Consider the following 20,689-nt stretch of genomic DNA (forward strand, 5'->3'; position numbering starts at 1 on the left):
ATGGACAGTCATGGGCAGGACGAGCAGCAACTGGTGTGGACCGTCGTCCCCACCGACATCGGCCCTCTGCTGCTGGCCGCCACACGCGAGGGCCTGGTGAACGTGGTGTTCCACGCCTCGGACGCCGTGCGCGACAAGGCCCTGGAGCGGCTCGCGTCCCGGCTCGGGACCGAGCCCGTGGAGAACCCCCGCTCACCGCTGCTGGCAGAGGCGATACGCCAGGTGACGGCGTACTTCGCAGGCAGGCTGCACGACTTCGCGCTGCCCCTGGACTGGTCCCTGATCACCGGATTCAACCGCCAGGTACTGCGCGAGCTGGCCTCCGGCGTGCCGTACGGCACGGTGGTGGGATACGGCGACCTGGCCGGCCGGGTCGGTCAGCCGGGCGCCGCCCAGGCCGTGGGTGTGGCGATGGGATCGAATCCGCTGCCGGTGGTGGTGCCGTGCCACCGCGTGGTCGAGAGCGGCGGCGGCATCGGTGGGTTCGGAGGAGGGCTGGAGACCAAGCGGAAGCTGCTGGCGCTGGAAGGGGTCCTGCCGGAACCGCTGTTCTGATCCGGTCCGCACCGTTCTGCGCCCAGGTGATGTTGTCTCCGGACCTCGTAAGGGTTTGGCCGGGTGCGCCGCCCGCCAGAGATGAGAGAAGACCCGGAGACAGGAGGCAGGCGCGTGCTGGTGGTGTCCGAAGAGGTGCGGGAGGCGCTCGCCGCCCGTCGGCCGGTGGTGGCTCTGGAGTCGACGATCATCGCGCACGGGCTGCCGCGCCCGCGCAATCTTCAGGTAGCGCTGGAGTTGGAGGACGTGGTCCGGCAGGAGGGTGCCGTACCGGCGACGATCGCGGTGCTGGACGGTCGGGCCCATGTCGGCCTCGGCAAGGACCAGGTGGAACGGGTCGCGAACGAGGACGGGATCCGCAAACTGGGCCATCGTGATCTGCCCCTCGCGGTGGCGGCGGGCGTCAGCGGGGCGACGACGGTGTCCGCGACGGCGCTGCTGGCCTCCCTCGCGGGTGTACGGGTGTTCGCCACGGGCGGGCTGGGCGGGGTCCACCGGGAGTGGACGGTGACCCAGGACGAGTCCGCCGACCTGGGCCTGCTGGCGCGGACCAGGATCACCGTGGTCTGTGCGGGCGTGAAGTCGATCCTGGACGTTCCCGCCACTCTTCAGCGCCTGGAGACGCTGGGTGTGGCGGTCGCCGGATACCGCACGGACCGCTTCCCGGGCTTCTACCTGTCCGACTCCGGCCATCCGGTCGACTGGACGCTGGAGACGCCCGGGCAGGTGGCGGAGGTCATGCGGGCGCAGGACACGCTCGGCGCCCCCCAGTCGGCGCTCATCGTCGCCAATCCGGTGCCGGAGGCGGAGCAGCTCGATCCGGAGCTTCACGCGCGCGTGCTCGCCGACGCGCTGACCGCGTGCGACGAGGAAGGGGTCACCGGTCAGGCGGTCACACCGTTCCTGCTGGACTATCTGGTGCGGCAAACCGACGGCGCGTCGCTCAGCGCCAATCTGGCGGCTGTGCGCGGGAACGTACGGCTCGCGGCACGCATCGCGGCGGCCTGGGCGGGGGCGTGAGCGGGGCGCTGCTGGTCGTCGGGGACGTCGTCACGGATGTCGTCGCGCGGCACCTCGGCCCTCTCGCGTCGGGTACGGACACGGCCGCCGTCATCCGCACGCTGCCCGGTGGCGCAGGCGCGAACGTGGCCTGCTGGGCGGCCCGGTGGGGCTGTCCGGATGTCCGGCTGCTCGGACGCGTCGGGGCCGATTCCGCTGCCTGGCACGAGCGGGAGCTGACGGAGTCGGGCGTACAGCCACATCTGGCCGTCGACCCCGAGGCCCCTACGGGAACGGTGATCTGCCTGGTGGACACGGGCGCCTCGGCGGAGCGGACGTTCCTCACGGACAGCGGGGCGTCGCTTCGGCTCGACCCCGGTGACTGGTCGGACGAGCTGCTCGACGGTGTCCTACGGCTGCACCTGTCGGGCTACCTGCTGTTCTCCGAGCCCAGCCGGGCGCTGGCGACGGTGGTCCTCGAAGCGGCACGCGCACGTGGAGTGCCGGTGAGCCTCGATCCGGCGTCGGCGGGGTTCCTCACCGGGCTGGGCGTGGACCGGTTCCTGGCGTTCGCCGAAGGCGTCGATGTACTGCTGCCCAGCCGGGACGAGGCGTACCTGCTGACCGGACTGCCCGACCCGGCGGACGCGGCGGCCAAGCTGAGCCGCCATGTGCCGCTGGTGGTCACCAAGCAGGGTGCGCGGGGAGCACTGGTGGCCGCGTCGGGGGCGATCGCCGCGCGGATCCCGGCGGCCCCGGCCACGCCCCGGGACACGACGGGCGCGGGGGACGCGTTCACCGGGGCGTTCCTGGCGGCGCTGCTCGCGGGGGCCGAGCCGAAGGAGGCTGCGACGGAAGGGTGCGAGGCGGGGGCGATGGCGGTCGGGACAGTGGGAGGGAGGCCCCTGAGGATCGTGCGGTAGCCCCGGCGGGCTCCGCCGTACCCGGCGACGGCCCTTACACCTCGACCTCCCGGCTCTTACTCCTTGCGGCCCCACGCCGAGATCATCGGAGCGGTCGCCAGGTCCATCGTGCCGGAGGCGACGTTGGCCAGGTGACGGTCGATGTCCTCGTCCGTGGCGAGGCCCGCGGAGACGAGCTGGTCGCGGATCTGCCGGATCGTCGCGGATTCGAGCGCCGCACAGGCCGGAGAGGTGAGCGGGAAGTAGGCGTCGGCCTCGACCCGGCTGAGACCCGCCTCCCGCAGCAGACGCGGGAGTCTGCGGCCGTAGGAGAGGTCGGCGCCGCGTTCGGCGAGCAGCGTACGGAAGCCCTCGCGCAGGCGGTTGGCCAGCCGCTGCTCGGGGCCGTACTCGTCCGGGCAGCTCAGAGGCTGCAGCGCCGGGTCCGCGTCCTCGACCAGGATGCGTCCGCCGGGGCGCAGCGCCTTGATCATGGAGTCCAAGGCCCTGTCCCTGTCCGGGACATGTACGAGGACGAGCCGGGCGTGCACGAGGTCGAAGTCCTCGCCGGGGGGTTCTTCCGTGCCCACGTCGTGAGTGCGGACCTCGATGGGAGGCTGCGCGGCCTGGGCCGCCCAAGAGGTGTCGATGTCGGTCGCGACGACCTGCCCGGTCGGCCCGACTTTCTTGGCGAGCCACGAGATCACGGAGGAGCCACCGGCGCCGACCTCCCAGCACCGCCAGCCGAGTCCGATGCCGAACCCCTCGATGTGGCGGAAGGTCGCGGGGTCGAAAAGGGCGGACAACGCCTCGAACCGCCGGCCGGCCTCGGTCTGCCGGTTGTCGAGAAGGTACCCGTCGCTGTGCGTCATGCGGAGATCATCGCAGTCGGGGTGCCGGTCCGTGCGGGGCAACGCTCCGTAGGGCCTGCCTGGCCGCCCAGAGCGGCGGACAGCCCAGGCGTCAAAGCGGAATGTTCCGTTTCCACAGGCTTCTCCGTCGATCGCGGCTGACTGGCAGACTGGCTCGCGACGGCGCAGAGTGCGGCGCGAGGAGATCCACGCAAGGAGATCCAGATGTCCATGGCAGGGAATCTGCGGAAGGTCACGAGTCTCGGCAGGGTCGGCGGCCTCCGCAAGGTGGCACGGTTGGGGCGGCGCAGTGCGCGCGTCGACCTGAGCCACCCCGCCCGTTCGCCGCTGGGCTCCGCGGTGGTCAACTGCGTGATCTATCACGACGGCGTGCGCGTTCCCGGGGGCGGCGATCTCGTCGAGGCAGTGGAGCGGGTCCGCAAGAGCGACGACGGCTTCGTCTGGCTGGGGCTGCACGAGCCGACGGACCAGGAGTTCGCGGGCATCGCCGAACTCTTCGACCTGCACCCGCTGGCGGTCGAGGATGCCGTGGAGGCGCATCAGCGTCCGAAGCTCGAGCGGTACGGGGACACGCTGTTCGCGGTGTTCAAGACCGTCTGCTACGTGGAGCACAAGGAGTTGACGGCGACGAGCGAGGTGGTGAACACCGGCGAGATCATGGTGTTCATCGGCCCCGCCTTCGTCATCTCGGTGCGGCACGGCCGGCACGGTTCGCTCGGCCCGTTGCGCGAGGAACTGGAGGCCAATCCCCAGCAGCTCGCGAAGGGGCCGGCCGCAGTGCTTCACGCGATCGCGGACCATGTGGTGGACGACTACCTCAGCGTCACGGACGCGGTCCAGGAGGACATCGACCAGGTCGAGACGGGCGTGTTCGCGGAGAATGGCGCGCGGCTGGATCCGGGACGCATCTACCAGCTCAAGCGTGAACTTCTGGAGCTGAAACGCGCGGTGGCACCGTTGGACCGTCCCATCCAGGAGCTGGCCACCCGGCCGATCCGGGTGATCGACCCGGAGATACAGGCGTACTTCCGGGACGTCTCCGACCATCTGCTGCGCGCCACTGAGCAGATAGCCGCGTTCGACGAACTGCTCAACTCGATCCTGCAGGCGCATCTCGCCCAGGTGAGCGTCGCGCAGAACGAGGACATGCGGAAGATCACGGCCTGGGCCGCACTGATCGCGGTGCCCACCATGGTCACCGGGGTCTACGGCATGAACTTCGCGTACATGCCCGAGCTGCACTGGAAATTCGGCTACCCGCTGGTCCTCGTCGTGATAGCCGTGGCCTGCGTGGTGCTGTACCGGGGGTTCAAGCGCAACGACTGGCTGTGACCCCGGCGTGACTCCCGGCGGGTTGCCGGGTCAACGCGAGGCCGTCCTCGCGTAGACGCTCTCGACCCAGGTAGCGAGCTGATCGTCCGTCAGGTGCTCGGCGAGGTCGGACTCGCTGATCATGCCCACGAGGCGTTTGTTGTGGATGACGGGAAGCCGGCGGATCTGGTGTTCCTCCATCTCATGGAGCACGTCGCCGACATCGGCCTCCGCGTCGATCCAGCGCGGCGTGCCCTTGGCCAGGTCGCCCGCGGTCACGCGTGACGGGTCGTGGCCCATGGCCACGCAGCCGACGACGATGTCGCGATCGGTGAGGATGCCGCAGAGCCGCTCGTTCTCGTCGCTGATGGGCAGGGCACCGACGTTGAGTTCGCGCATCAGCTGCGCGGCGCGGTCCAGCGTCTCGTGGGCGGGGATCCACTGGGCACCACGGTGCATGATTTCTCCGGCGGTGGTCATGGGTACCTCCCGGTGCCTGACGGCCGGCGCGGCACCGGACGCACCGCAGGTCCCGGCGCACTTCAATTCTCGCCGGGCCTTCGGGTAAATGCATCTGGAACCACCGGACGGCAGGAGCGCCTCGGAGGCGGCACGGAGGCGGCTTACGCCGTCGGGTGGGTGTGTGATCAGCCGTTCCAGGCCGGGTGGCGGGGATCGTCCGCGCGGATCAGTACGTCGGCGACGGCGCCGGGGTCCGTCTCCGCCTCGTAGCGCTCGAACGCGGGCAGGGTCCAGTGTTCCGGCTCGGGTGTACGGCGGCGCAGCGCGCCCGGTGAGAGGAGCACGTGGACGGTCAGGTCGAAGGGGAACCAGTGCCGAAGAAGGAGGGGGCCGTGGAGCAACAGCAGCCCACCGGGCGGAAGGTGGGCGTAGGGACTGCGGGTCGCGCGGTCGGTGACCGGGTCCCAGAGGTCGGGCAGGACACGTCCGTCACCACCGGGCTCGAGGGGGCCGAAGACCTCGCGCCACAGGGCACCGGTGTCGAGCCAGCCCTCATAGTAGGAGTCCAGGTCCCGACGACCGTGCTCCAGGCGGACCGACGCGGGCCGCAGGAAGCCCTCCGCACCGACGACGAGCGAGGGGCGGCCACGTATGCGCAGGGCGTCGGACACGCGCTGGGCGAGGTCACCGGGGCGCGCGGCCGGGGCTCCGTCGAAGGCGATGCGCGGCCAGGGGCTGCCGTCGCCCGGCTTCAGGTCGAGCAGCCGGTCGGCGAGGGTGTCGCCGAGCCGTTCCCAGGTGATCGCTTCGAGTCGCACAGGGCCCATGATGCCGCGCCGCGCCTGCAAACCCACCTCACTGTTTGTCCCAGGCGGGCGGTACCGGGCTCGGTCGGGAGCGGAGCGCTGAAGCAGGGCGGGGGCCGTCGACGGCAACCGCGGAACCAGGCGGGAGAAGGGCAGAGGGCGAGCTGCGCTCGTTGCGGTCGGCGCCGGGATGTGCGGGGAAGGAGACGGATATGGCACCGACCCCAACTCCCTCGCGAAGCGACGCACTTCTGGTCTTTCAGCCGGTCAAGCGGCGAAACTGTGCCGAGTGCCGGAGGGGACCGTTGCCGTTGCTGGTGTTGGAGGAGGGGAAGCCGTGGTGCCTGGAGTGCGCGGATCTCGGGCATCTGGTGTTCCTGCCGCGGGGTGATACGGCGCTGACCCGGCGGGCGCGGGAGGCGAGCGGCCTGTCGGCGGTGGTGGTGCGGTTCAACCGGCGCCGCGGCCGGTACGAGCGGCAGGGTGTGCTCGTCGAGGAAGCTGCGCTAGCCCTGGCCGAGGAGCGGTGCCTGGCGGACGCGGAGGCGCGGCGCAGGCGGCGGGCGCGGGACGCGCGGCGGCGGGCGGAGGAGGACGCGCGGTTCGCGGAGGCGTTCGCAGCGGAGATCCGACGGCTGTTTCCCGGATGCCCGGCCGAGCGGGCGCGGGCGATCGCGGGCCATGCGTCGGTGCGCGGCAGTGGACGGGTGGGGCGCAGCGCGGCGGGACGGGCCCTGTCGCCGGAAGCGGTCACGGCGGCGGTGCGGGCTTCCGTACGGCATCTGGAGACGCCGTACGACCAGCTGCTGATGGACGGCGTGGCGCGGCCCGAGGCGCGACGGCGCATCGCGGGACGTGTGGAGGCCGTGCTGCGGGAGTGGAGTCTTCGGGAGGCGGCGTGATCCGGGACCGTCCGGGTTCCGGGGAAAGCATGCGGGGAGTTGACATGATCGATGGGCCTTACTTCGTGCTGATCACGATCGGGGTGCTCGCGGCCGGGCTGGTGGCGGGGGTGTGCTGCGCGTTCTCCACCTTTGTGATGAGGGGGCTCGGCTCACTGCCTCCGGCGCAAGGGGTCGCCGCGATGAACGCGATCAACAGGGCCGCGATGACACCGGCGTTCATGATCGTTTTTCTGGGGGCGGCGGTGCTGTGCGCCGTGCTCGCCGTGGTGACGGTCGTGCTCTGGCCGGACGACGGAAAGGCGCCGCTGCTGGTGGGCAGTGCCTTGTATCTCATAGGTGTCTTCGGAGTGACCGCCATGGCGAACGTGCCCCGCAACGACACCCTGCTGCGGATGGACCCCGGCTCCCCCGAGACGGCCGTGTACTGGCGTGCCTACCTGCGGGAGTGGACGTTGTGGAACCACGTCCGGGCGGTCGCCGCAGCCGGCGCCGCGGTGTCGTACGTACTGGCCCTCACCTGAGGCATCAGCCGTCGCGGGGGCCCCGATGGCAGGGCGCGCACGGGCCCCTGGCGTCGTATCGTGGCACGAGACGATCCGGTATGGACGCAAGGGGGACGGCGATGGCCGATCCCAAGGGTTTCATGACCACACCCCGCGAGGAATGGCCCCGCAGGCCGGTCGAGGAACGGGTGCGGGACTGGAACGAGGTGTACGTCCCCGGTGCGCTGCTGCCGATCATCAGCCGGCAGGCGAACCGGTGCATGGACTGCGGGGTCCCGTTCTGCCACGACGCCTGCCCGCTCGGAAACCTGATTCCCGAGTGGAACGACCTCGTCTCGCGCGAGGACTGGCGGGCGGCGAGCGACCGGCTGCATGCCACGAACAACTTCCCCGAGTTCACGGGGCGGTTGTGCCCGGCCCCCTGTGAAGCGGGCTGCGTGCTCGCCATCAACCAGCCCGCGGTCACCATCAAGAACGTGGAGGTGGCCATCGCCGACTGGGCCTGGGCGGACGGGTTCGCCCCACCGCGCCCGCCGGAGCGGCTGTCGGGGCGCACCGTCGCGGTCGTCGGATCCGGGCCCGCGGGCCTTGCCGCGGCCCAGCAGCTCACCCGGGCCGGTCACACCGTGGCCGTCTACGAGCGGGCGGACCGGGTCGGGGGGCTGCTGCGATACGGGATACCGGCGTTCAAGATGGAGAAGCGGCATCTGGACCGCCGGCTGGAGCAGATGCGTGCGGAGGGGACGAAGTTCCGTACGTGCACGGTCATAGGGAAGGACATCGGGGCGGCGGAGCTGCGGTCGCGTTATGACGCCGTGGTGATCGCGACCGGCGCGACGGCATGGCGTGAACTGGACGTACCGGGACGCGAGCTGGCCGGAATCCATCAGGCCATGGAGTATCTGCCGCTGGCCGACCGGGTGTGCGAGGGGGATCTGGAGGTCTCGCCGTTGTCGGCGGCCGGGAAGCACGTGGTGATCGTGGGAGGTGGGGACACCGGGGCGGACTGTCTGGGAACGGCGGTGCGTGAACGGGCCGCGTCCGTGACCCAGCTGGACATCTATCCGCAGCCGGAGCCGGAGCGGAACCAGGACGCCGAGCCATGGCCGACGTATCCGAAAATCTACCGGTTGTCCGCGGCGCACGAGGAGGCGCGTGATCTGCGTACGGCGCCGGCGGCGGACGCGGACGCGCGGCTGTTCGCGGCGTCCACGCTCCACTTCACGGGAGACGCGGACGGGCACGTTCGGGAGCTGCATCTGGTCGAGGTCGACGAGCGGCGCCGGCCGCTGCCGGGCTCGGATCGGACGCTGCCCGCCGACCTCGTGCTGCTGGCGCTGGGGTTCTCGGGGCCCGACCGGAAAGACGGGATCATCGAGCAGCTCGGACTCGCACTCGACGCTCGCGGCACGATCGCGCGGAACGAGGACTTCGAGACGAGCGTCCCGGGCGTGTACGCCGCCGGGGACGCGGCGCGCGGACAGTCACTGATCGTGTGGGCGATCGCGGAGGGGCGGGCCGTGGCGGCGGCGGTGGACCGGCGGCTGTCCGGCGGGACGTCACGCCTGCAGGCACCGATCGGTCCGTACGACCGCCCGATGACGGCGTAAGCAAGCGGGACCCGGTGGGCACCCGGCGATGGACCCGCCGGGTGCCCACCGGGCGCGGCCGCTGCGGCGTCGCTGCGCCGCGCACGGCGTGTCCCGGCCCTGCCGTCGGGCTATCCCTTGCGCCCCACCGCCCCGTACCCCGGAATGACCCCGTCGTCCTGGCCCGGGACCGGTTCGCCGAGTTCCGGGTGCCACTTGTGGACCACCTCGACGCCGGGGTCGACGAGGTCGAGGCCGTCGAAGAAGCGGGCGAACTCCTCGCGGGAGCGGAGCGCCAGCGTGACCCCGGCCGCCTTGAGCTTCTCCGTGGCCGCCGCCGACTCCTCCGGGGTGAAGTCGGCCGTGGCGTGGGTCATCACCAGGTAGCTGCCGGAGGGCAGTTCGGACAGCAGGCGGCCGACCAGGTCGTGGGCGCCGTCCTCGTCGGAGACGAAGTGCAGCAGCGCGACAAGGGACAGCGCCACGGGCCGGGAGAAGTCCAGGACCTTCCTGGCCCCCTCGACGATGGCCGCAGGGTCCCGCACGTCGGCCTGCAGGTACTCGGTCGCGCCCTCGGGCGTGCTGCGCAGCAGGGCAGCCGCGTGGGCCAGCACGATCGGATCGTTGTCGCAGTAGACGACGCGCGCCTCGGGCGTGATCCGCTGGGCTATCTGGTGCAGGTTCGGTTCGGTCGGGATGCCCGTGCCGATGTCCAGGAACTGCCGCACGCCGTTGTGGGCCAGCCAGCGTGTGGCGCGGTGCATGAACGCGCGGTTGACGCGTGCCATCACCGGCACCCTCGGGTCGAGGGCGAGCATCTGCCGGCCCATCTCCTCGTCGACGGGGTAGTTGTCCTTCCCGCCGAGGTACCAGTCGTACATGCGCGCGGGGTGCGGCTTGCTCGTATCGATGACGACGGCGTCCTGGGCGGGGTCCTGCCCGGTCATGAGGAACTCCGTAAGTGTCGGGGGAACTCAGTGGTCAACTGAACGCCAAGTTAGTGATGCGGATGACAACATGGGGGGGCAACAAGGTGGTTACGACAGCAGGAAGTCCGCGTCCCCGGCCTTGGCCCCTTCGATGAACGCGGTCATCTCGTCGGAGGTGTAGATCAGCGCGGGCCCGTCCGGGTCCGTGGACTGGCGGACGGCTATCCGGCCGTCGGGCAGCTTCATCGCCTCCAGGCAGTTGCCGCCGTTGCCTCCGCTCCACGGCTTGTGCCAGCCCTCGCTGCCCAGTTCACGGGCCGGCATGCCGTTGTAGACGCGTTTGCGCGGCGTGATGCGGTCCATTCACAGCTCCTTGCGGAGATCCTCGAGGATCTCCTTCGTGCGTTGTGCAGGGGCGGCCTGGGCCGCCATGCGGTCCATGACCTCGAGGTGGGTCGCCACCTCGCTGCGCGCGTCCAGGTAGACGGCGCCGGTCAGGTACTCGCTGTAGACCATGTCCGGCAGTTCTGACATGGCGAACCGGAACAGGACGAAGGGCCCGTAGGTCCCCGGGTGGGGGCCCGAGGAGAACTCCAGTACCTGCAACGTCACATGGGGCAGCCGCGTGACCTCCAGCAGCCGTTCGACCTGGGCTCGCATGACCGCCGGACCGCCGACCGGGCGGCGCAGCGCGGTCTCCTCCACCACGGCCCAGATACGGGGCGCGTCGTCGCGCGTGAGCAGTTCCTGACGCTGCATGCGCAACGCCACATGACGCTCGATCTCCTCGGGTCTGGTCTGCCCGATGGCGCCCGACTTCAGGACGCCTCGGGCGTAGTCCTCGGTCTGCATGAGGCCGGGTACGAAATGGGGCTCGTACTGGCGGATCAGCGCGGCCGCGCCCTCCAGGCTGACGTACATCGAGAACCAGCCCGGAAGAATGTCGTGAAACCGCTGCCACCAGCCCGGCCTGTTGGCCTCCTCCGCCAGTTGGACGAAGGACTCGGCCTCCTCGTCGCTCACCCCGTACGCCTTCAGCAGGAGTTGCAGGTAGGGGATCTTGAGGGCGACCTCGGCGGTCTCCATGCGGCGGACGGTGGCGGGTGCGACGCGCAGGATGCGCGCGGCCTCCTCCCGCTTGAGGCAGGCACGTTCACGCAGGTCCAGCAGGCGTCGCCCGAGGACCACCTGACCGACCGTCGGCGCCGAGCGCGGCTCGCTCACCTCGCACCTCCTCCCGTCCTTTTGGCGCTGACCGCCCAGGCGACACCGTTCGAACTCTTTCCGCACCGCCGCCCGCACATGTTCGATTGCGGTTCACGGCATTCGACGCGGGCTCCGGGCTCTGACGTCCGTATCTCAGACGCCAACTGGCGTCGTTCGGCCTGCCGTTGCGAGCAGTGTGCCACGCCCCTTCCAAGAGTCACACAGCACTCTGCAATTTTCAGAGTGACCCTTGCCAAGTGTTCATGTCACCGCGATAGTGGCAAGCGTGATTCCGCCCGCGTCGTTAGGAACAGACGCCCCCGCAGACCGGTCCGGCATGGGTGGCGCCTCAGGGCTGCGTCCCGACGCGGCCGCCGAACGCCGGTTCCGCTTCGAGCTGGCCGCGCACCCGGCCTCCGTGGCGCAGGCCCGGCAGTTGACGCGTGCCCGGCTGATCGACTGGGCGGTGTGCGAAGACACGTGCGACACTGCCGCACTGGTCGTCTCCGAACTGGTGACCAATGCGATCGTGCACACCGCCGGGGAGCACGTCGTATGCGAACTGCACGACGAGGACGACCTGGTGCGCATAGGCGTGCGCGACGAGGGTTGCGCCCCCGGCGAGCCGCGGCCCGCGCTGCAGCGCCCCGAGGAGGAGCACGGGAGGGGATTGCTTCTCGTCGCGGCTCTGTGCCGCGCCTGGGGAGCCCAGGAGGCGGGGCCCGGGCTGCTGGTCTGGGCGGAACTGGCACGCGAGGCCGACCAGTCGCCGCCCGCCCGACTCCCCCGCCCGACACAGCCGTCCCGGGACCTGTCGTGTTCCGGCGACAGGTCCCGGGCGCGGGAGGAGGCGAAGCGGCCCGATCCCGGCAGGGAGGGGGCGATGGCGCGGTCCGATCCGGGCTGGAGCGCCAAGAAGCCGCCCGCGGACGGCGGTGCGCGCTTCGCTCCCGGCTGGAGTGCCGAGCGGCTCCCCGCGGACGGTCGGGATTCCGAGGTGGAGCCGTCCCTGGGGACGGGGACCGCATGGGTGTGAGGGGGGCGCACACCGCGGGCCCTGGGGTCACCCGGGTCCTGAGCCTGGACTCGCTGGCCCGTCTCGACCGGGCGCGCCGGGCGTCCGGCGCGGCGTCCAGCCGGCTCCCTCTGCCCGACGGCATGACCGTCCCGCTCGGCTGCGACGCGGTGGCCGTGCCCGCCCGCTACGGGCCCTTGGTGCTGCCCAGACTGCCGCGGCTGGGCTGTGTGTACGCCGACCGGGCCGACTGGTGGTGGATCGTACCGTCCGACTCCGACGTCGCCCTGGACTGGCCGGCACCCGCCCGTTACGCACGCGGCGCGCTCGTCCCGGACGCGGAGAGCGTCCCCGAGCTCATCCGCCGTGCGGACGACAGCGTGCCGTACACCCCGCCGATCCCCTTGTATCTGGCGCTGTGCCGGGTCACGGGCACCACTCCGGCATGGGCACGCCCGATCAACGCGTGACCGTACGGCCGCCCCACGTCATGGGGCCGCACGCGTAACGGCATGACGCACGCACGCGTGCCTTGTGAACGCACCCAAGGTGTCCCCTGACGATTGCCAGGCGTGCCACTGACGATTGCAGGCGTGCCGCTGACGACTGAGACGTGTCTCTGAGGGCTGCGGCGTGCCGCCCATGCTGCGTCGCGTACGCGCCCCTGCCGAACGCGACCGGTGCGGCGGTCACTCGGCGGCGTCGGCCCCTCGCACGACCACCAGGAACGCGTCCGTCATGAGGTCCATCACGACCTCCGCGGGCTGCCCCTCCACGCGCCGCGCCTGCGCGAACTCCTCCGCGGGCCACGAGCCCCGCGGCCCGCCGGCGGGAAAGCGCGCCAGCACTGTTCGCCCGTTCACCCTGCACCTCCTTGCAACGCCGTGTCTCGGCGAGCCGATCACGGTCGACTCGTAGAGTTAAACGCTGCACTTGGGTGAACGGCGCATTAAGTGACGCTACTGAGACGCATTTGACACGCGGCCAATGCGAGATCGGGGCGAATTCACCGGACAGCCCGATTTGCCAGAGGCTCGGACCGGCCGCGCCACGGACGCGACCGCAGGGGCGCCACGGCTGCGACGGCTTGTGCTACACGGCCAGGGGCAGCCGCGGGGCCTCGTCCGTGCCCAGTCCGGCATGCGCGCGGCGCTCGGCGAGTTCGTCGAGCAATTCGGCGAGCCGTTGGCGGTGCCGGGGCGTGAGGCGTCCGCTGTCATCCAGGTGCACGGCACAGGCGGTGGTGGTGTCGACGAGTCGTTCGAGTGTCGCGGCCACCTCGTCGGTGCCCTCGGTGTGGCGGGCGAGAGCGGGATGCTCGGCGGCGGCGAGGTCGATCGCCAGGCGGGCCTCGGCGAGCGCGCGGTAGGCCTCGCGGCGCAGCGCCCAGCGCCCGGCGCGGTCGTCCTCCCGGGTCAGGACGTGTGCGAGGTAGGCGTGTGCCGCGTCCACCGCGCGTACCAGCCGGGCCCGTACGGTGCCGCCGCGCTGCCCCGGTGCCGGCAGATGCCCGACGAGCAGCACGATCCCGCAGGCCAGCAGCGTCTCCCCGATACGGCTCCAGGAGGCCTGGGACTCGCCGCCGACCATGACCAGGGCGAGGACGAGGACCGTGACGACCGCGGTCTGCGCGGCGAAGTGCCGTGTGGCGACCGGGATGAGCGCCCCGCACATCGCCACGATGGTGACGAGGCCCGCGGGCCGGGGCACGACGGCGGCGAGGGCGGCGAAGACGACGGCACCCAGCACCGTCCCGGCCGCCCGGCACAGCACACGGGAGACCAACGGCCCGAGGTCGGGCTTGACGAGGAAGACGGCGGTGGTGGGCAGCCAGTACCAGTGGGTGTGGTGCCCGTACCAGTGGGTGTGGTGCAGGGCCTGCGCGATGGCGGCGCCGGCGCCGAAGCTGAGGGCGACGCGGAGTCCGTACTCACGCCCCCCGGCGCCCAGGACGGTGCGCAGCACGGAGGCGGCGGTACGGCGCCGGGCGTGCAGGCCGTGTCCGTCGCCGCCTCGGTCGAAGGTGTCGGCGGCGTGCAGGAGAGCGTCGTCGAGGGCGCGCAGCGCGGGGGCGTTGCGGGTCGGCGCGGGCAGCGGTCCGGTATGCGTGTTGCCGCGTACGGCGGCAGCGAGGCGGCGCGGCCCCTGCGCTGCCCGCGCGGGAACGGAGTCCCCGGCCCAGGCGAGCGCGGTGGCGGCCTCGGCGAGAGGGAGAGCGGCGGCGTACTGCGCGTGCAGGCGCCGCTCGGCGGAGGACGACGCGTACCGCCGCAGCCGGGGCCCGGCGAGGGCGTCCTGGGCGTGGTCGAGGGCGGCTGTCAGGGCCGCCCGCCGCGCGGTGGCGTCCGCAGTGGCGGTGGCGAGGAGCAGGTCGGCGACGGCGTCGTACACCCCGGCGACGGCGTCGCGTTCCCCGTCGAAGCGGTAGTCGCCGGTCGTCGCGCCGGGCGTCGGCAGCACCAGGCGCAGCGCTAGCAGCCAGCCGGCGCCGGCGAGGAAGGCGAGGGCCCGCTGCCAGCCGCTCTCGGGCAGCGGCATCCCGGCACCGATGGCCGCACCGACGAGCAGTTGCGTACCGGCCCCGGAGGCGACGGGTCCTACGGCGCTGACGGCTCCGGCGACGAGTCCGAGGACGGTGAGCACGAGAGTGAGGAGGACGGCTTCGGTGTGCTGTCCGGCATACGTCCCGGCGAGCAGCCCACCGGCCCCCGCGAGCGCGGGTGCGCCGAGCCGCTGCACGGAGGTCCGCCGGCTGCCGGGCCGGTCGTTGATCCCGGCGAGCATGGCCCCGAGGGCGGCGAGGACACCGGCCGACGTACGCCCGACGAGCAGGGCGGCCGACAGCAGCGGTCCCGCGGCGAGCGCCCCCGGGCGACGGCACTCCAGGGCACGGGACCGCGCTGGGCACGCAGGGCGTGGGCGAGCCAGGGCGGCAGGGCGAACACGGGACGCGACACAGGGCTCCTGTCCGGACGAGGGCGGGGGGCGCCTTCGGGCGACGGTGGCCGGGCGGTGTGGGGTCCACCGTAGGGCGTGTTCTTGGAGCGAAAAGGACGTGAGCGTTTCAGCGGTGTGAAAGGGCGGGCGGAGGGCGGGTTCTTTATGAACGCAACCCCACGCAGACAAGATCGTCGATCACACCCGGATGAGTGCCTCTGCCGCAGCGACCGACCGGGTCAGCGACTCCGGGTCCGGTCCCAGGCCCGCGACGATGTCGTCAGCCGCTCTGAGCCCCGCACGCTCCAGCAGTCGTTTTTCGTTGGTCACCCATTCTCCGCGCGCAGCGAGAACGGCATGTGCCGCTTGGGCGGTTGCCACCGCGATGGCACCGGCGACCTCCGTCCGCCGTCCGGCCGGGGCGTGGTTGGCCTTGGCGTATGCGAGCGTCGCTCGTGCGGTTCCGAGCCATCGCGCGTACGCGCTCGTGCGCAGCTTCTCCGGGTAGCGGGCGGGGCGTGGGACCGCTCCGCGCAGGACGCGGTTGACGGCCAGTTCGGCGACCAGCAGGTACGTCGGGATTCCGGCCAGATGGAACAGCAGCGGCTCGACCTGGAACCGCCCCTCTTCCGCCTCCGTGAGGACGCGGTCGACAACGTCCAGGTCCCGGTAATGGACGTCCACGCGGCGGCCCTCGATCGTCAGCCAGGCGCCGCCGTTGAACACGCCGCCGCCCCAGCCGCCGATCTCCGAGACCTCACCCTCCCAGCCGACGGACCGAAGGTCGTCGGGGTCGAAGGGGCCCCGGTAGTAGACGGCCAGGTCCCAGTCGCTGTCCGGGGTGTGGATGCCCTGGGCGCGGGAGCCGCCGAGGGCGACGGCACGGACCGCGGGGAGGGCGGCCAGGCGGTCCGCCACGGTGTCGAGGAACGTGTCGTCGTCGTTCACCGTCTGCGTCACCGAGGCGTTCCCGTTCACCTGACCCCTTTCTCGCAGGTACGACGCCCACGTTAGTCCGGTGCGAACGGCACGTCGCCGGGATTTCGAGCGGTTGCGGTGGCGGGACCGTCCCGCCTCACCCCCGCCCCCACACCCTCCGTTTCGGCAGTGGCTTCGCCCAGCTGCCCGCCCGACTCGTCGACAGGCCCAGGGAGACCAGGGACTCCGCGAGCTTCACCGCCGCGGCCACCCCGTCGACCACCGGAAGCCCCAGCTTCTCCCCCACCGTCCGCTGCAGCCCGGTCATCCCGGCGCAGCCCAGGACCAGGACCTCGGCGCCGGCCGCGCGGGCCCGCTCGGCGGCGGTCACGAAGGCCTCCTCGGTTCGGGCCGTGTCGCCGAGGTCGAGGACGCCGATGCCGGTGCCGACCACGGCGGCGCAGTTCTGCAGGACGCCCGCCGTGTACAGGCTGTCCTCGATCTGCCCGCACGAGCGTTCCAGGGTGGTGACGACCCCGAACCGCCGCCCGAGCAGGCACGCCAGGTGGGCCGCGGCTTCGGTGATGTCGACGACCGGCACGTCCAGCAGTTCCCGCGCGCCCTCGCGGCCGTGCTCTCCGAAGCCCGCCATGACCACGGCGTCGTACGGGCCCTCGTAGGTGCGCAGTGCGTCGAGGACGGCGGCGGCCGAGAGGTAGCTGTCGAGCCAGCCCTCCGCGGACTCGGGCCCCCACAAGGGGGTCAGTCCGGTCACGGTGGTGCCCGGGCCGGCGGCGGCCCGGGCACCACGGAGGATCTCCTCGGTCATCTCCTGCGTGGTGTTGCAGTTGGTGACGACGATCCGCACGCTCAGCCCTCCACGACGGCTGCGGCCGGAGCGACGGCCGGAGCCGTGCGCTCGGATCGGCACAGCACCAGGTACAGCGTCGCGGACAGCGCGGTCCCGATGAACCACGAGTACGGGGCCACCGCGTTGAAGTCCTTGACCAGCGCAAGCACCGCCGCGACCGCCGCCGAGGGCAGGAACGCCCACAGCGCCTTGGGGTTGACCCCCCTGCGGTAGTAGTAGCGGGACCCGGGTTCGGCGCTGAAGAGCTGGTCGACGTCGATGCGGCCGCGCTTCACCCAGTAGTAGTCGAGCATGATCACACCGAACAGCGGGCCGAGGAAGGCACCGAGGCCGCCGAGGAAGTAGTTGACGACGGTGGGGTTGGAGAAGAGGTTCCAGGGGGTGACGACCAGCGCGGCGACCGTGCTGATCATGCCGCCGACCTTGAAGCTGATCTTCTGCGGCCAGACGTTCGCCAGGTCGTAGGCGGGTGAGACGAAGTTGGCGACGATGTTGACGCCCATGGTGGCGACGGCGAAGGTGAAGGCCGCCAGCACCAGCACCCAGGTGTTGCCGATCTTCGCGACGAGCATCGCCGGATCGGTGATGGCCTCGCCGAACACCTTGATGGAACCGGCCGTGACGATGACCGAGACGATCACGAAGGCCGTCGAGTTGACCGGCAGACCCCAGAAGTTGCCGCGCTTGACGGTTGTGTAGCCGGGAGCGAAGCGGGAGAAGTCGCAGAAGTTCAGCATCAGGGTGCCGTAGGTGGCGAGGATGAGCCCGACGGCACCGAACCACTGACGCCACTGCTCGCCCACGGAGACCGGGTGGGGCGTGGAGGTGAGCGAGATGCTCCAGTCGGCCTTCGCGAGGATCCAGACCGCCAGCGCAATCATCACCAGCCAGATGGCGGGACCGCAGAAGTCCTGGAACTTCCGTACCGACTCCATGCCTTGGCTGATGATCAGCGCCTGGATCAGCCACAGGGCGACGAACGACGTCCAGCCGAGCGCGTTGAGGCCGAGGAAGGAGTGGTGGGTCCACGATGTCAGGCCCGGCCAGGCCGCGAGCAGCATGACGTTGACGGCGACGGACGCGAGGTAGGTCTGGATGCCGTACCACATGATGGCGATCACGGCCCTGATCAGGGCGGGGATATTGGCGCCCCAGACCCCGAAGCTGATCCGGCTGACGACCGGGAACGGGACCCCGTGCCGCTGGCCGATCCTGCCCATCATGTTCATCCCGAGGTAGATGAGGACGAAGCCGACGAGCAGCGAGGTGAAGATCTGCCAGACGTTCATGCCGAGGACCAGCAGGCCGGCGGCGAAGGTGTAGTTGCCGAGGTTGTGGACGTCGGACATCCACATGGCGAACAGGTCGAAGACCTTCCACTTGCGCTCGGCGGCGGGTGCGAGGTCTTCGTTGGTGAGGCGGGGGTCGGGGACGAACGCTGGGACGCCGGTGGCTTCGGCGCGGTCGGCGAGGGACACGGGGCCTCCATGGGCGAGGGGACGGAGGGGCCTTTCAGTACGATCCGTGCGGGTCGATGACGGGGAGGGGACGTCCGGGTGGGGGCCGGGTGCCGGTGCGGGCCGGGTGAGGTCCGGGTGCCGGTGCTTCTCGAGCAGGAACCCGGTTTGTTTGGTATACCAAACTGCCGTCATGGTCTCGCCGTCAACCGTTCCGACCGATGTCCGTCCTGTTACGGCTCCGTAAAACACCCTCCGAGTCCGCGAAGATGACCCCATGACGAAGATCGAACCCCTGGGTGCGGTGCGCGAGCGGGTGCTCGCCACGTTGCGGCAGGAGATCATCGCGGGGCGGCTGCGCCCCGGCGACCGCCTGGTCGAGCGGGAGCTCGCCGAGCGGTTCGGGGTCTCGCGCGTCCCGGTCCGGGAGGCGATCCGCGCACTGGTCGCCGAGGGGTTCGTGCTCTTCGAGACACCGCGCAGAACCGTCGTGCGCCGGCTGACCCCGACCGACGTCAAGGAGCTCTTCGAACTGCGCGAGGCCCTCGAGGTCTACGCGGCCGGGCTCGCCTCGGCCCGGGCGGGTGAGAAGGACCTGGCGGAACTGGCGGAGCTGCTGGATCAGGCGGCGGCCGCGACCGCCGTCGGCGACGCCGAGACGATCACAGACATCAACACCCGTTTCCACGACCGGATCCTCGCCATGGCCGGCAACAGCCTGCTGATCTCGGTCATGGAACCGGTCGACGGACGACTGCGCTGGCTCACCCGCCAGAACGAGGAGTGGCCCCAGCTCCTGACCGAACACCGCGAGCTGTACGAGGCGATCGCCTCCGGCGACCCGAACCGCGCCCGCGCCCACGCCCTCGCCCATGTGCGCGCCAACTACCGCTCCACGGTGCGGCACCTGTTCGGAGACGGAGAGCTGCCCTAGGGCTTGTCGTCTACGGCTCCGACCGGCAGACCCGCCGCGTCCGCCGCCGTGCGCAGTACGTCGCGCAGCATCCGGGGCGTGAGCCGGCCCGTGAAGGTGTTGCGCTGGCTGACGTGGAAGCAGCCGAACAGCTCCAGTCCTTCCAGTGACACCCTGGCCCCGTGCCCGAAGGCGGGCCGCGGCCGGGGAACCGCCCAGCCGGCCTCACCGAGCGCGGTCAGCGCGGCCTGCCAGCCGAAGGCCCCGAGCGCGACCACGGATCGCAGCGACGGACGCAGCAGGCGCAGCTCCTGCACGAGCCACGGTCGGCATGTGTCCCGTTCCTCGGGCGTCGGCTTGTTCGCGGGCGGAGCACAGTGCACGGGAGCGGTGACGCGTACGCCGTACAGCTCCAGGCCGTCGTCGGCGGACACCGACGTGGGCTGCGACGCCAGACCCACGTCGTGCAGCGCCGCGTACAGCACGTCCCCGGAGCGGTCTCCGGTGAACATCCGTCCGGTCCGATTTCCGCCGTGGGCCGCGGGGGCGAGGCCGATGACGAGCAGCCGGGCGTCCGGCGGTCCGAAACCCGGCACCGGCCGCCCCCAGTACGTCCAGTCGGCGAACGCGGCGCGCTTTGTGGCGGCCACCTCCTCGCGCCATGCGACCAGGCGCGGGCAGGCACGGCATCCCGTGATCCGCTCGTCCAGCCGGGCGAGGCTGCTGCTGTCCATGCCTCCACGGTAGGGCCGGCGACGGAGACCCGGAGCGGCACCCCGCTGCCTGGCCTTCAACCGCGGAAATGGCCTCGGGTCCACCGGGCTCGACGGGCTAAGGTCGGGAGCATGGCTTCTGAGGGTGCGGACCACGAGACGACGGGCGGGACCGAGGAGGCGCGCGCGGCTGCGGCAGGCCGGGACTCCGGGATGCACGACGGGGACGAGGCGGACCGGCGGGACTCCGGCACGGGCGCGGACGGGCGAGCCACCGGCGCCCAGCCCTCCCCGCAGCCCGCGGACGCCGAACCGACCGCCGTGGACCCGAAGACCGCCGCCGCGGTGGCCGCCGCCGAGGCGGCCGGCCCGGGGAACGGCGAGAGCGTCCGCATCGACAGCTGGATCTGGTCCGTACGGCTCGTCAAGACCCGCTCGATCGGCGCCACGGCCTGCCGGGGCGGGCACGTGCGGGTGAACGGCGAGCGCGTGAAGCCCGCGTACAACGTGCGCATCGGCGACGAGGTACGCCTCAGGCACGAGGGCCGGGAGCGGGTCGTCGTCGTGAAGCGTCTGATCCGCAAGCGCGTCGGCGCCCCGGTGGCCGTGCAGTGCTACATCGACAACAGCCCGCCCCCGCCGTCCCGCGAGGCGATCGCCCCGGCAGGTGTCCGCGACCGTGGCACGGGCCGGCCCACCAAGCGCGACCGCCGCGAGACGGAACGCCTCCGCGGCCTGGCCGCGGCCGCGGGCGGCGGCTTCGCGAGCGGTCTGGGCACCCAGGGCCGGCCCGGCGGCCGTAGCCGGACCAAGGGTGGGCGTTGAG

At 71.5% G+C, this 20,689-nt stretch carries 22 protein-coding genes and 1 pseudogene; 11 read left to right on the plus strand and 12 right to left on the minus strand.

The features are described from left to right. The 3 genes from N8I84_RS10950 (at position 1) to N8I84_RS10960 (ending at position 2,477) form a co-directional block, all read left to right on the plus strand. Entirely contained in the window at positions 1–555 is a 555-nt protein-coding gene (locus N8I84_RS10950) for a methylated-DNA--[protein]-cysteine S-methyltransferase (RefSeq protein ID WP_200423317.1), read from the plus strand. Positions 556–669: 114 nt separating this feature from the next. Next, a complete protein-coding gene (locus N8I84_RS10955) occupies positions 670–1,575 on the plus strand; it encodes a pseudouridine-5'-phosphate glycosidase (protein WP_263229339.1) in 906 nt (301 codons plus the stop codon). Then, a complete protein-coding gene (locus tag N8I84_RS10960) occupies positions 1,572–2,477 on the plus strand; it encodes a carbohydrate kinase family protein (protein WP_263229340.1) in 906 nt (301 codons plus the stop codon). The genes N8I84_RS10955 and N8I84_RS10960 overlap by 4 nt, the downstream gene beginning before the upstream one ends. Positions 2,478–2,533: 56 nt before the next feature. Here the strand turns inward: N8I84_RS10960 and N8I84_RS10965 are convergent, their stop codons facing one another. Then, complete coding sequence (locus N8I84_RS10965; protein ID WP_263229341.1) at positions 2,534–3,328, minus strand: methyltransferase; 795 nt, start codon at positions 3,326–3,328, stop codon at positions 2,534–2,536. Positions 3,329–3,532: 204 nt separating this feature from the next. Here N8I84_RS10965 and N8I84_RS10970 point away from each other — a divergent pair, with 204 nt between their 5' ends. Beyond that, positions 3,533–4,660: a magnesium and cobalt transport protein CorA gene (locus N8I84_RS10970; protein WP_263229342.1), complete on the plus strand. Its 1,128-nt coding sequence runs from the start codon at positions 3,533–3,535 to the stop codon at positions 4,658–4,660. 30 nt (positions 4,661–4,690) lie between these two features. Here N8I84_RS10970 and N8I84_RS10975 read toward each other — a convergent pair whose 3' ends face one another. Beyond that, the gene (locus N8I84_RS10975; RefSeq protein ID WP_263229343.1) at positions 4,691–5,119 is read right to left on the minus strand and encodes a CBS domain-containing protein; all 429 of its coding nucleotides are present in this window, start codon (positions 5,117–5,119) and stop codon (positions 4,691–4,693) included. Positions 5,120–5,286: 167 nt separating this feature from the next. Then, a complete protein-coding gene (locus tag N8I84_RS10980; RefSeq protein ID WP_263229344.1) occupies positions 5,287–5,928 on the minus strand; it encodes a nucleoside/nucleotide kinase family protein in 642 nt (213 codons plus the stop codon). 191 nt (positions 5,929–6,119) lie between these two features. Between N8I84_RS10980 and N8I84_RS10985 the strand changes: the two genes are divergently transcribed. From N8I84_RS10985 to N8I84_RS10995, 3 genes are all read left to right on the plus strand, one after another. Next, positions 6,120–6,809, plus strand: a complete 690-nt coding sequence (locus tag N8I84_RS10985) for a DUF2293 domain-containing protein (protein ID WP_263229345.1) — start codon at positions 6,120–6,122, stop codon at positions 6,807–6,809. 44 nt (positions 6,810–6,853) lie between these two features. After that, the gene (locus N8I84_RS10990) at positions 6,854–7,333 is read left to right on the plus strand and encodes an anthrone oxygenase family protein (RefSeq protein ID WP_200416822.1); all 480 of its coding nucleotides are present in this window, start codon (positions 6,854–6,856) and stop codon (positions 7,331–7,333) included. Positions 7,334–7,434: 101 nt separating this feature from the next. Further along, entirely contained in the window at positions 7,435–8,925 is a 1,491-nt protein-coding gene (locus tag N8I84_RS10995) for a glutamate synthase subunit beta (RefSeq protein WP_263229346.1), read from the plus strand. Between the two features lie 110 nt (positions 8,926–9,035). On the opposite strand, the gene N8I84_RS11000 is transcribed toward N8I84_RS10995, so the two are convergent. The 3 genes from N8I84_RS11000 to N8I84_RS11010 form a co-directional block, all read right to left on the minus strand. Next, positions 9,036–9,851, minus strand: coding sequence for an SAM-dependent methyltransferase (locus tag N8I84_RS11000; RefSeq protein WP_263229347.1), 816 nt, complete (start codon positions 9,849–9,851; stop codon positions 9,036–9,038). A 90-nt stretch (positions 9,852–9,941) separates the two neighbouring features. Continuing rightward, positions 9,942–10,196, minus strand: coding sequence for a DUF397 domain-containing protein (locus N8I84_RS11005; RefSeq protein ID WP_263229348.1), 255 nt, complete (start codon positions 10,194–10,196; stop codon positions 9,942–9,944). Then, positions 10,197–11,057, minus strand: coding sequence for a helix-turn-helix domain-containing protein (locus N8I84_RS11010; RefSeq protein ID WP_263229349.1), 861 nt, complete (start codon positions 11,055–11,057; stop codon positions 10,197–10,199). It abuts the gene before it with no gap. Positions 11,058–11,376: 319 nt separating this feature from the next. Between N8I84_RS11010 and N8I84_RS11015 the strand changes: the two genes are divergently transcribed. Beyond that, the gene (locus N8I84_RS11015; RefSeq protein WP_263229350.1) at positions 11,377–12,075 is read left to right on the plus strand and encodes an ATP-binding protein; all 699 of its coding nucleotides are present in this window, start codon (positions 11,377–11,379) and stop codon (positions 12,073–12,075) included. Next, positions 12,066–12,524, plus strand: a complete 459-nt coding sequence (locus N8I84_RS11020) for a hypothetical protein (protein WP_263229351.1) — start codon at positions 12,066–12,068, stop codon at positions 12,522–12,524. Before N8I84_RS11015 ends, N8I84_RS11020 begins: the two co-directional genes overlap by 10 nt. 219 nt (positions 12,525–12,743) lie before the next feature. Here N8I84_RS11020 and N8I84_RS11025 read toward each other — a convergent pair whose 3' ends face one another. From N8I84_RS11025 to N8I84_RS11045, 5 genes and pseudogenes are all read right to left on the minus strand, one after another. Beyond that, positions 12,744–12,917, minus strand: coding sequence for a hypothetical protein (locus N8I84_RS11025; RefSeq protein WP_200416828.1), 174 nt, complete (start codon positions 12,915–12,917; stop codon positions 12,744–12,746). Positions 12,918–13,146: 229 nt separating this feature from the next. Next, a pseudogene (locus N8I84_RS11030) lies at positions 13,147–15,011 on the minus strand (FUSC family protein). Between the two features lie 178 nt (positions 15,012–15,189). Then, complete coding sequence (locus N8I84_RS11035; RefSeq protein ID WP_390898877.1) at positions 15,190–15,969, minus strand: nucleotidyltransferase family protein; 780 nt, start codon at positions 15,967–15,969, stop codon at positions 15,190–15,192. 97 nt (positions 15,970–16,066) lie between these two features. Then, a complete protein-coding gene (locus N8I84_RS11040; RefSeq protein ID WP_263229352.1) occupies positions 16,067–16,777 on the minus strand; it encodes an aspartate/glutamate racemase family protein in 711 nt (236 codons plus the stop codon). A 2-nt stretch (positions 16,778–16,779) separates the two neighbouring features. Further along, a complete protein-coding gene (locus tag N8I84_RS11045; protein WP_263229353.1) occupies positions 16,780–18,258 on the minus strand; it encodes an NCS1 family nucleobase:cation symporter-1 in 1,479 nt (492 codons plus the stop codon). 256 nt (positions 18,259–18,514) lie between these two features. Here N8I84_RS11045 and N8I84_RS11050 point away from each other — a divergent pair, with 256 nt between their 5' ends. Continuing rightward, positions 18,515–19,171, plus strand: coding sequence for a GntR family transcriptional regulator (locus tag N8I84_RS11050; protein ID WP_263229354.1), 657 nt, complete (start codon positions 18,515–18,517; stop codon positions 19,169–19,171). Here N8I84_RS11050 and N8I84_RS11055 read toward each other — a convergent pair. After that, positions 19,168–19,884: a uracil-DNA glycosylase gene (locus N8I84_RS11055; RefSeq protein WP_263229355.1), complete on the minus strand. Its 717-nt coding sequence runs from the start codon at positions 19,882–19,884 to the stop codon at positions 19,168–19,170. The two genes, N8I84_RS11050 and N8I84_RS11055, sit on opposite strands and share 4 nt — an antisense overlap. Positions 19,885–19,995: 111 nt before the next feature. Here N8I84_RS11055 and N8I84_RS11060 point away from each other — a divergent pair, with 111 nt between their 5' ends. Further along, on the plus strand, positions 19,996–20,688 hold the full coding sequence (locus N8I84_RS11060) for an RNA-binding S4 domain-containing protein (protein ID WP_263229356.1): 693 nt from the start codon (positions 19,996–19,998) through the stop codon (positions 20,686–20,688). The last annotated feature ends 1 nt before the right edge of the window (position 20,689 follow it).

Source organism: Streptomyces cynarae (assembly GCF_025642135.1).
Taxonomy (GTDB): Bacteria; Actinomycetota; Actinomycetes; order Streptomycetales; family Streptomycetaceae; genus Streptomyces; species Streptomyces cynarae.

Bases quoted from the DNA above. Each gene is read 5' to 3' on its own strand.
- N8I84_RS11020 (WP_263229351.1), top strand. From the start codon at position 12,066: ATGGGTGTGAGGGGGGCGCACACCGCGGGCCCTGGGGTCACCCGGGTC.
- N8I84_RS10975 (WP_263229343.1), bottom strand. From the start codon at position 5,119: ATGACCACCGCCGGAGAAATCATGCACCGTGGTGCCCAGTGGATCCCC.
- N8I84_RS11005 (WP_263229348.1), bottom strand. From the start codon at position 10,196: ATGGACCGCATCACGCCGCGCAAACGCGTCTACAACGGCATGCCGGCC.
- N8I84_RS11015 (WP_263229350.1), top strand. From the start codon at position 11,377: ATGGGTGGCGCCTCAGGGCTGCGTCCCGACGCGGCCGCCGAACGCCGG.
- N8I84_RS11055 (WP_263229355.1), bottom strand. From the start codon at position 19,884: ATGGACAGCAGCAGCCTCGCCCGGCTGGACGAGCGGATCACGGGATGC.
- N8I84_RS10950 (WP_200423317.1), top strand. From the start codon at position 1: ATGGACAGTCATGGGCAGGACGAGCAGCAACTGGTGTGGACCGTCGTC.
- N8I84_RS10990 (WP_200416822.1), top strand. From the start codon at position 6,854: ATGATCGATGGGCCTTACTTCGTGCTGATCACGATCGGGGTGCTCGCG.
- N8I84_RS11060 (WP_263229356.1), top strand. From the start codon at position 19,996: ATGGCTTCTGAGGGTGCGGACCACGAGACGACGGGCGGGACCGAGGAG.
- N8I84_RS10985 (WP_263229345.1), top strand. From the start codon at position 6,120: ATGGCACCGACCCCAACTCCCTCGCGAAGCGACGCACTTCTGGTCTTT.
- N8I84_RS11050 (WP_263229354.1), top strand. From the start codon at position 18,515: ATGACGAAGATCGAACCCCTGGGTGCGGTGCGCGAGCGGGTGCTCGCC.
- N8I84_RS10980 (WP_263229344.1), bottom strand. From the start codon at position 5,928: ATGGGCCCTGTGCGACTCGAAGCGATCACCTGGGAACGGCTCGGCGAC.
- N8I84_RS11000 (WP_263229347.1), bottom strand. From the start codon at position 9,851: ATGACCGGGCAGGACCCCGCCCAGGACGCCGTCGTCATCGATACGAGC.
- N8I84_RS10970 (WP_263229342.1), top strand. From the start codon at position 3,533: ATGTCCATGGCAGGGAATCTGCGGAAGGTCACGAGTCTCGGCAGGGTC.
- N8I84_RS10995 (WP_263229346.1), top strand. From the start codon at position 7,435: ATGGCCGATCCCAAGGGTTTCATGACCACACCCCGCGAGGAATGGCCC.
- N8I84_RS10965 (WP_263229341.1), bottom strand. From the start codon at position 3,328: ATGACGCACAGCGACGGGTACCTTCTCGACAACCGGCAGACCGAGGCC.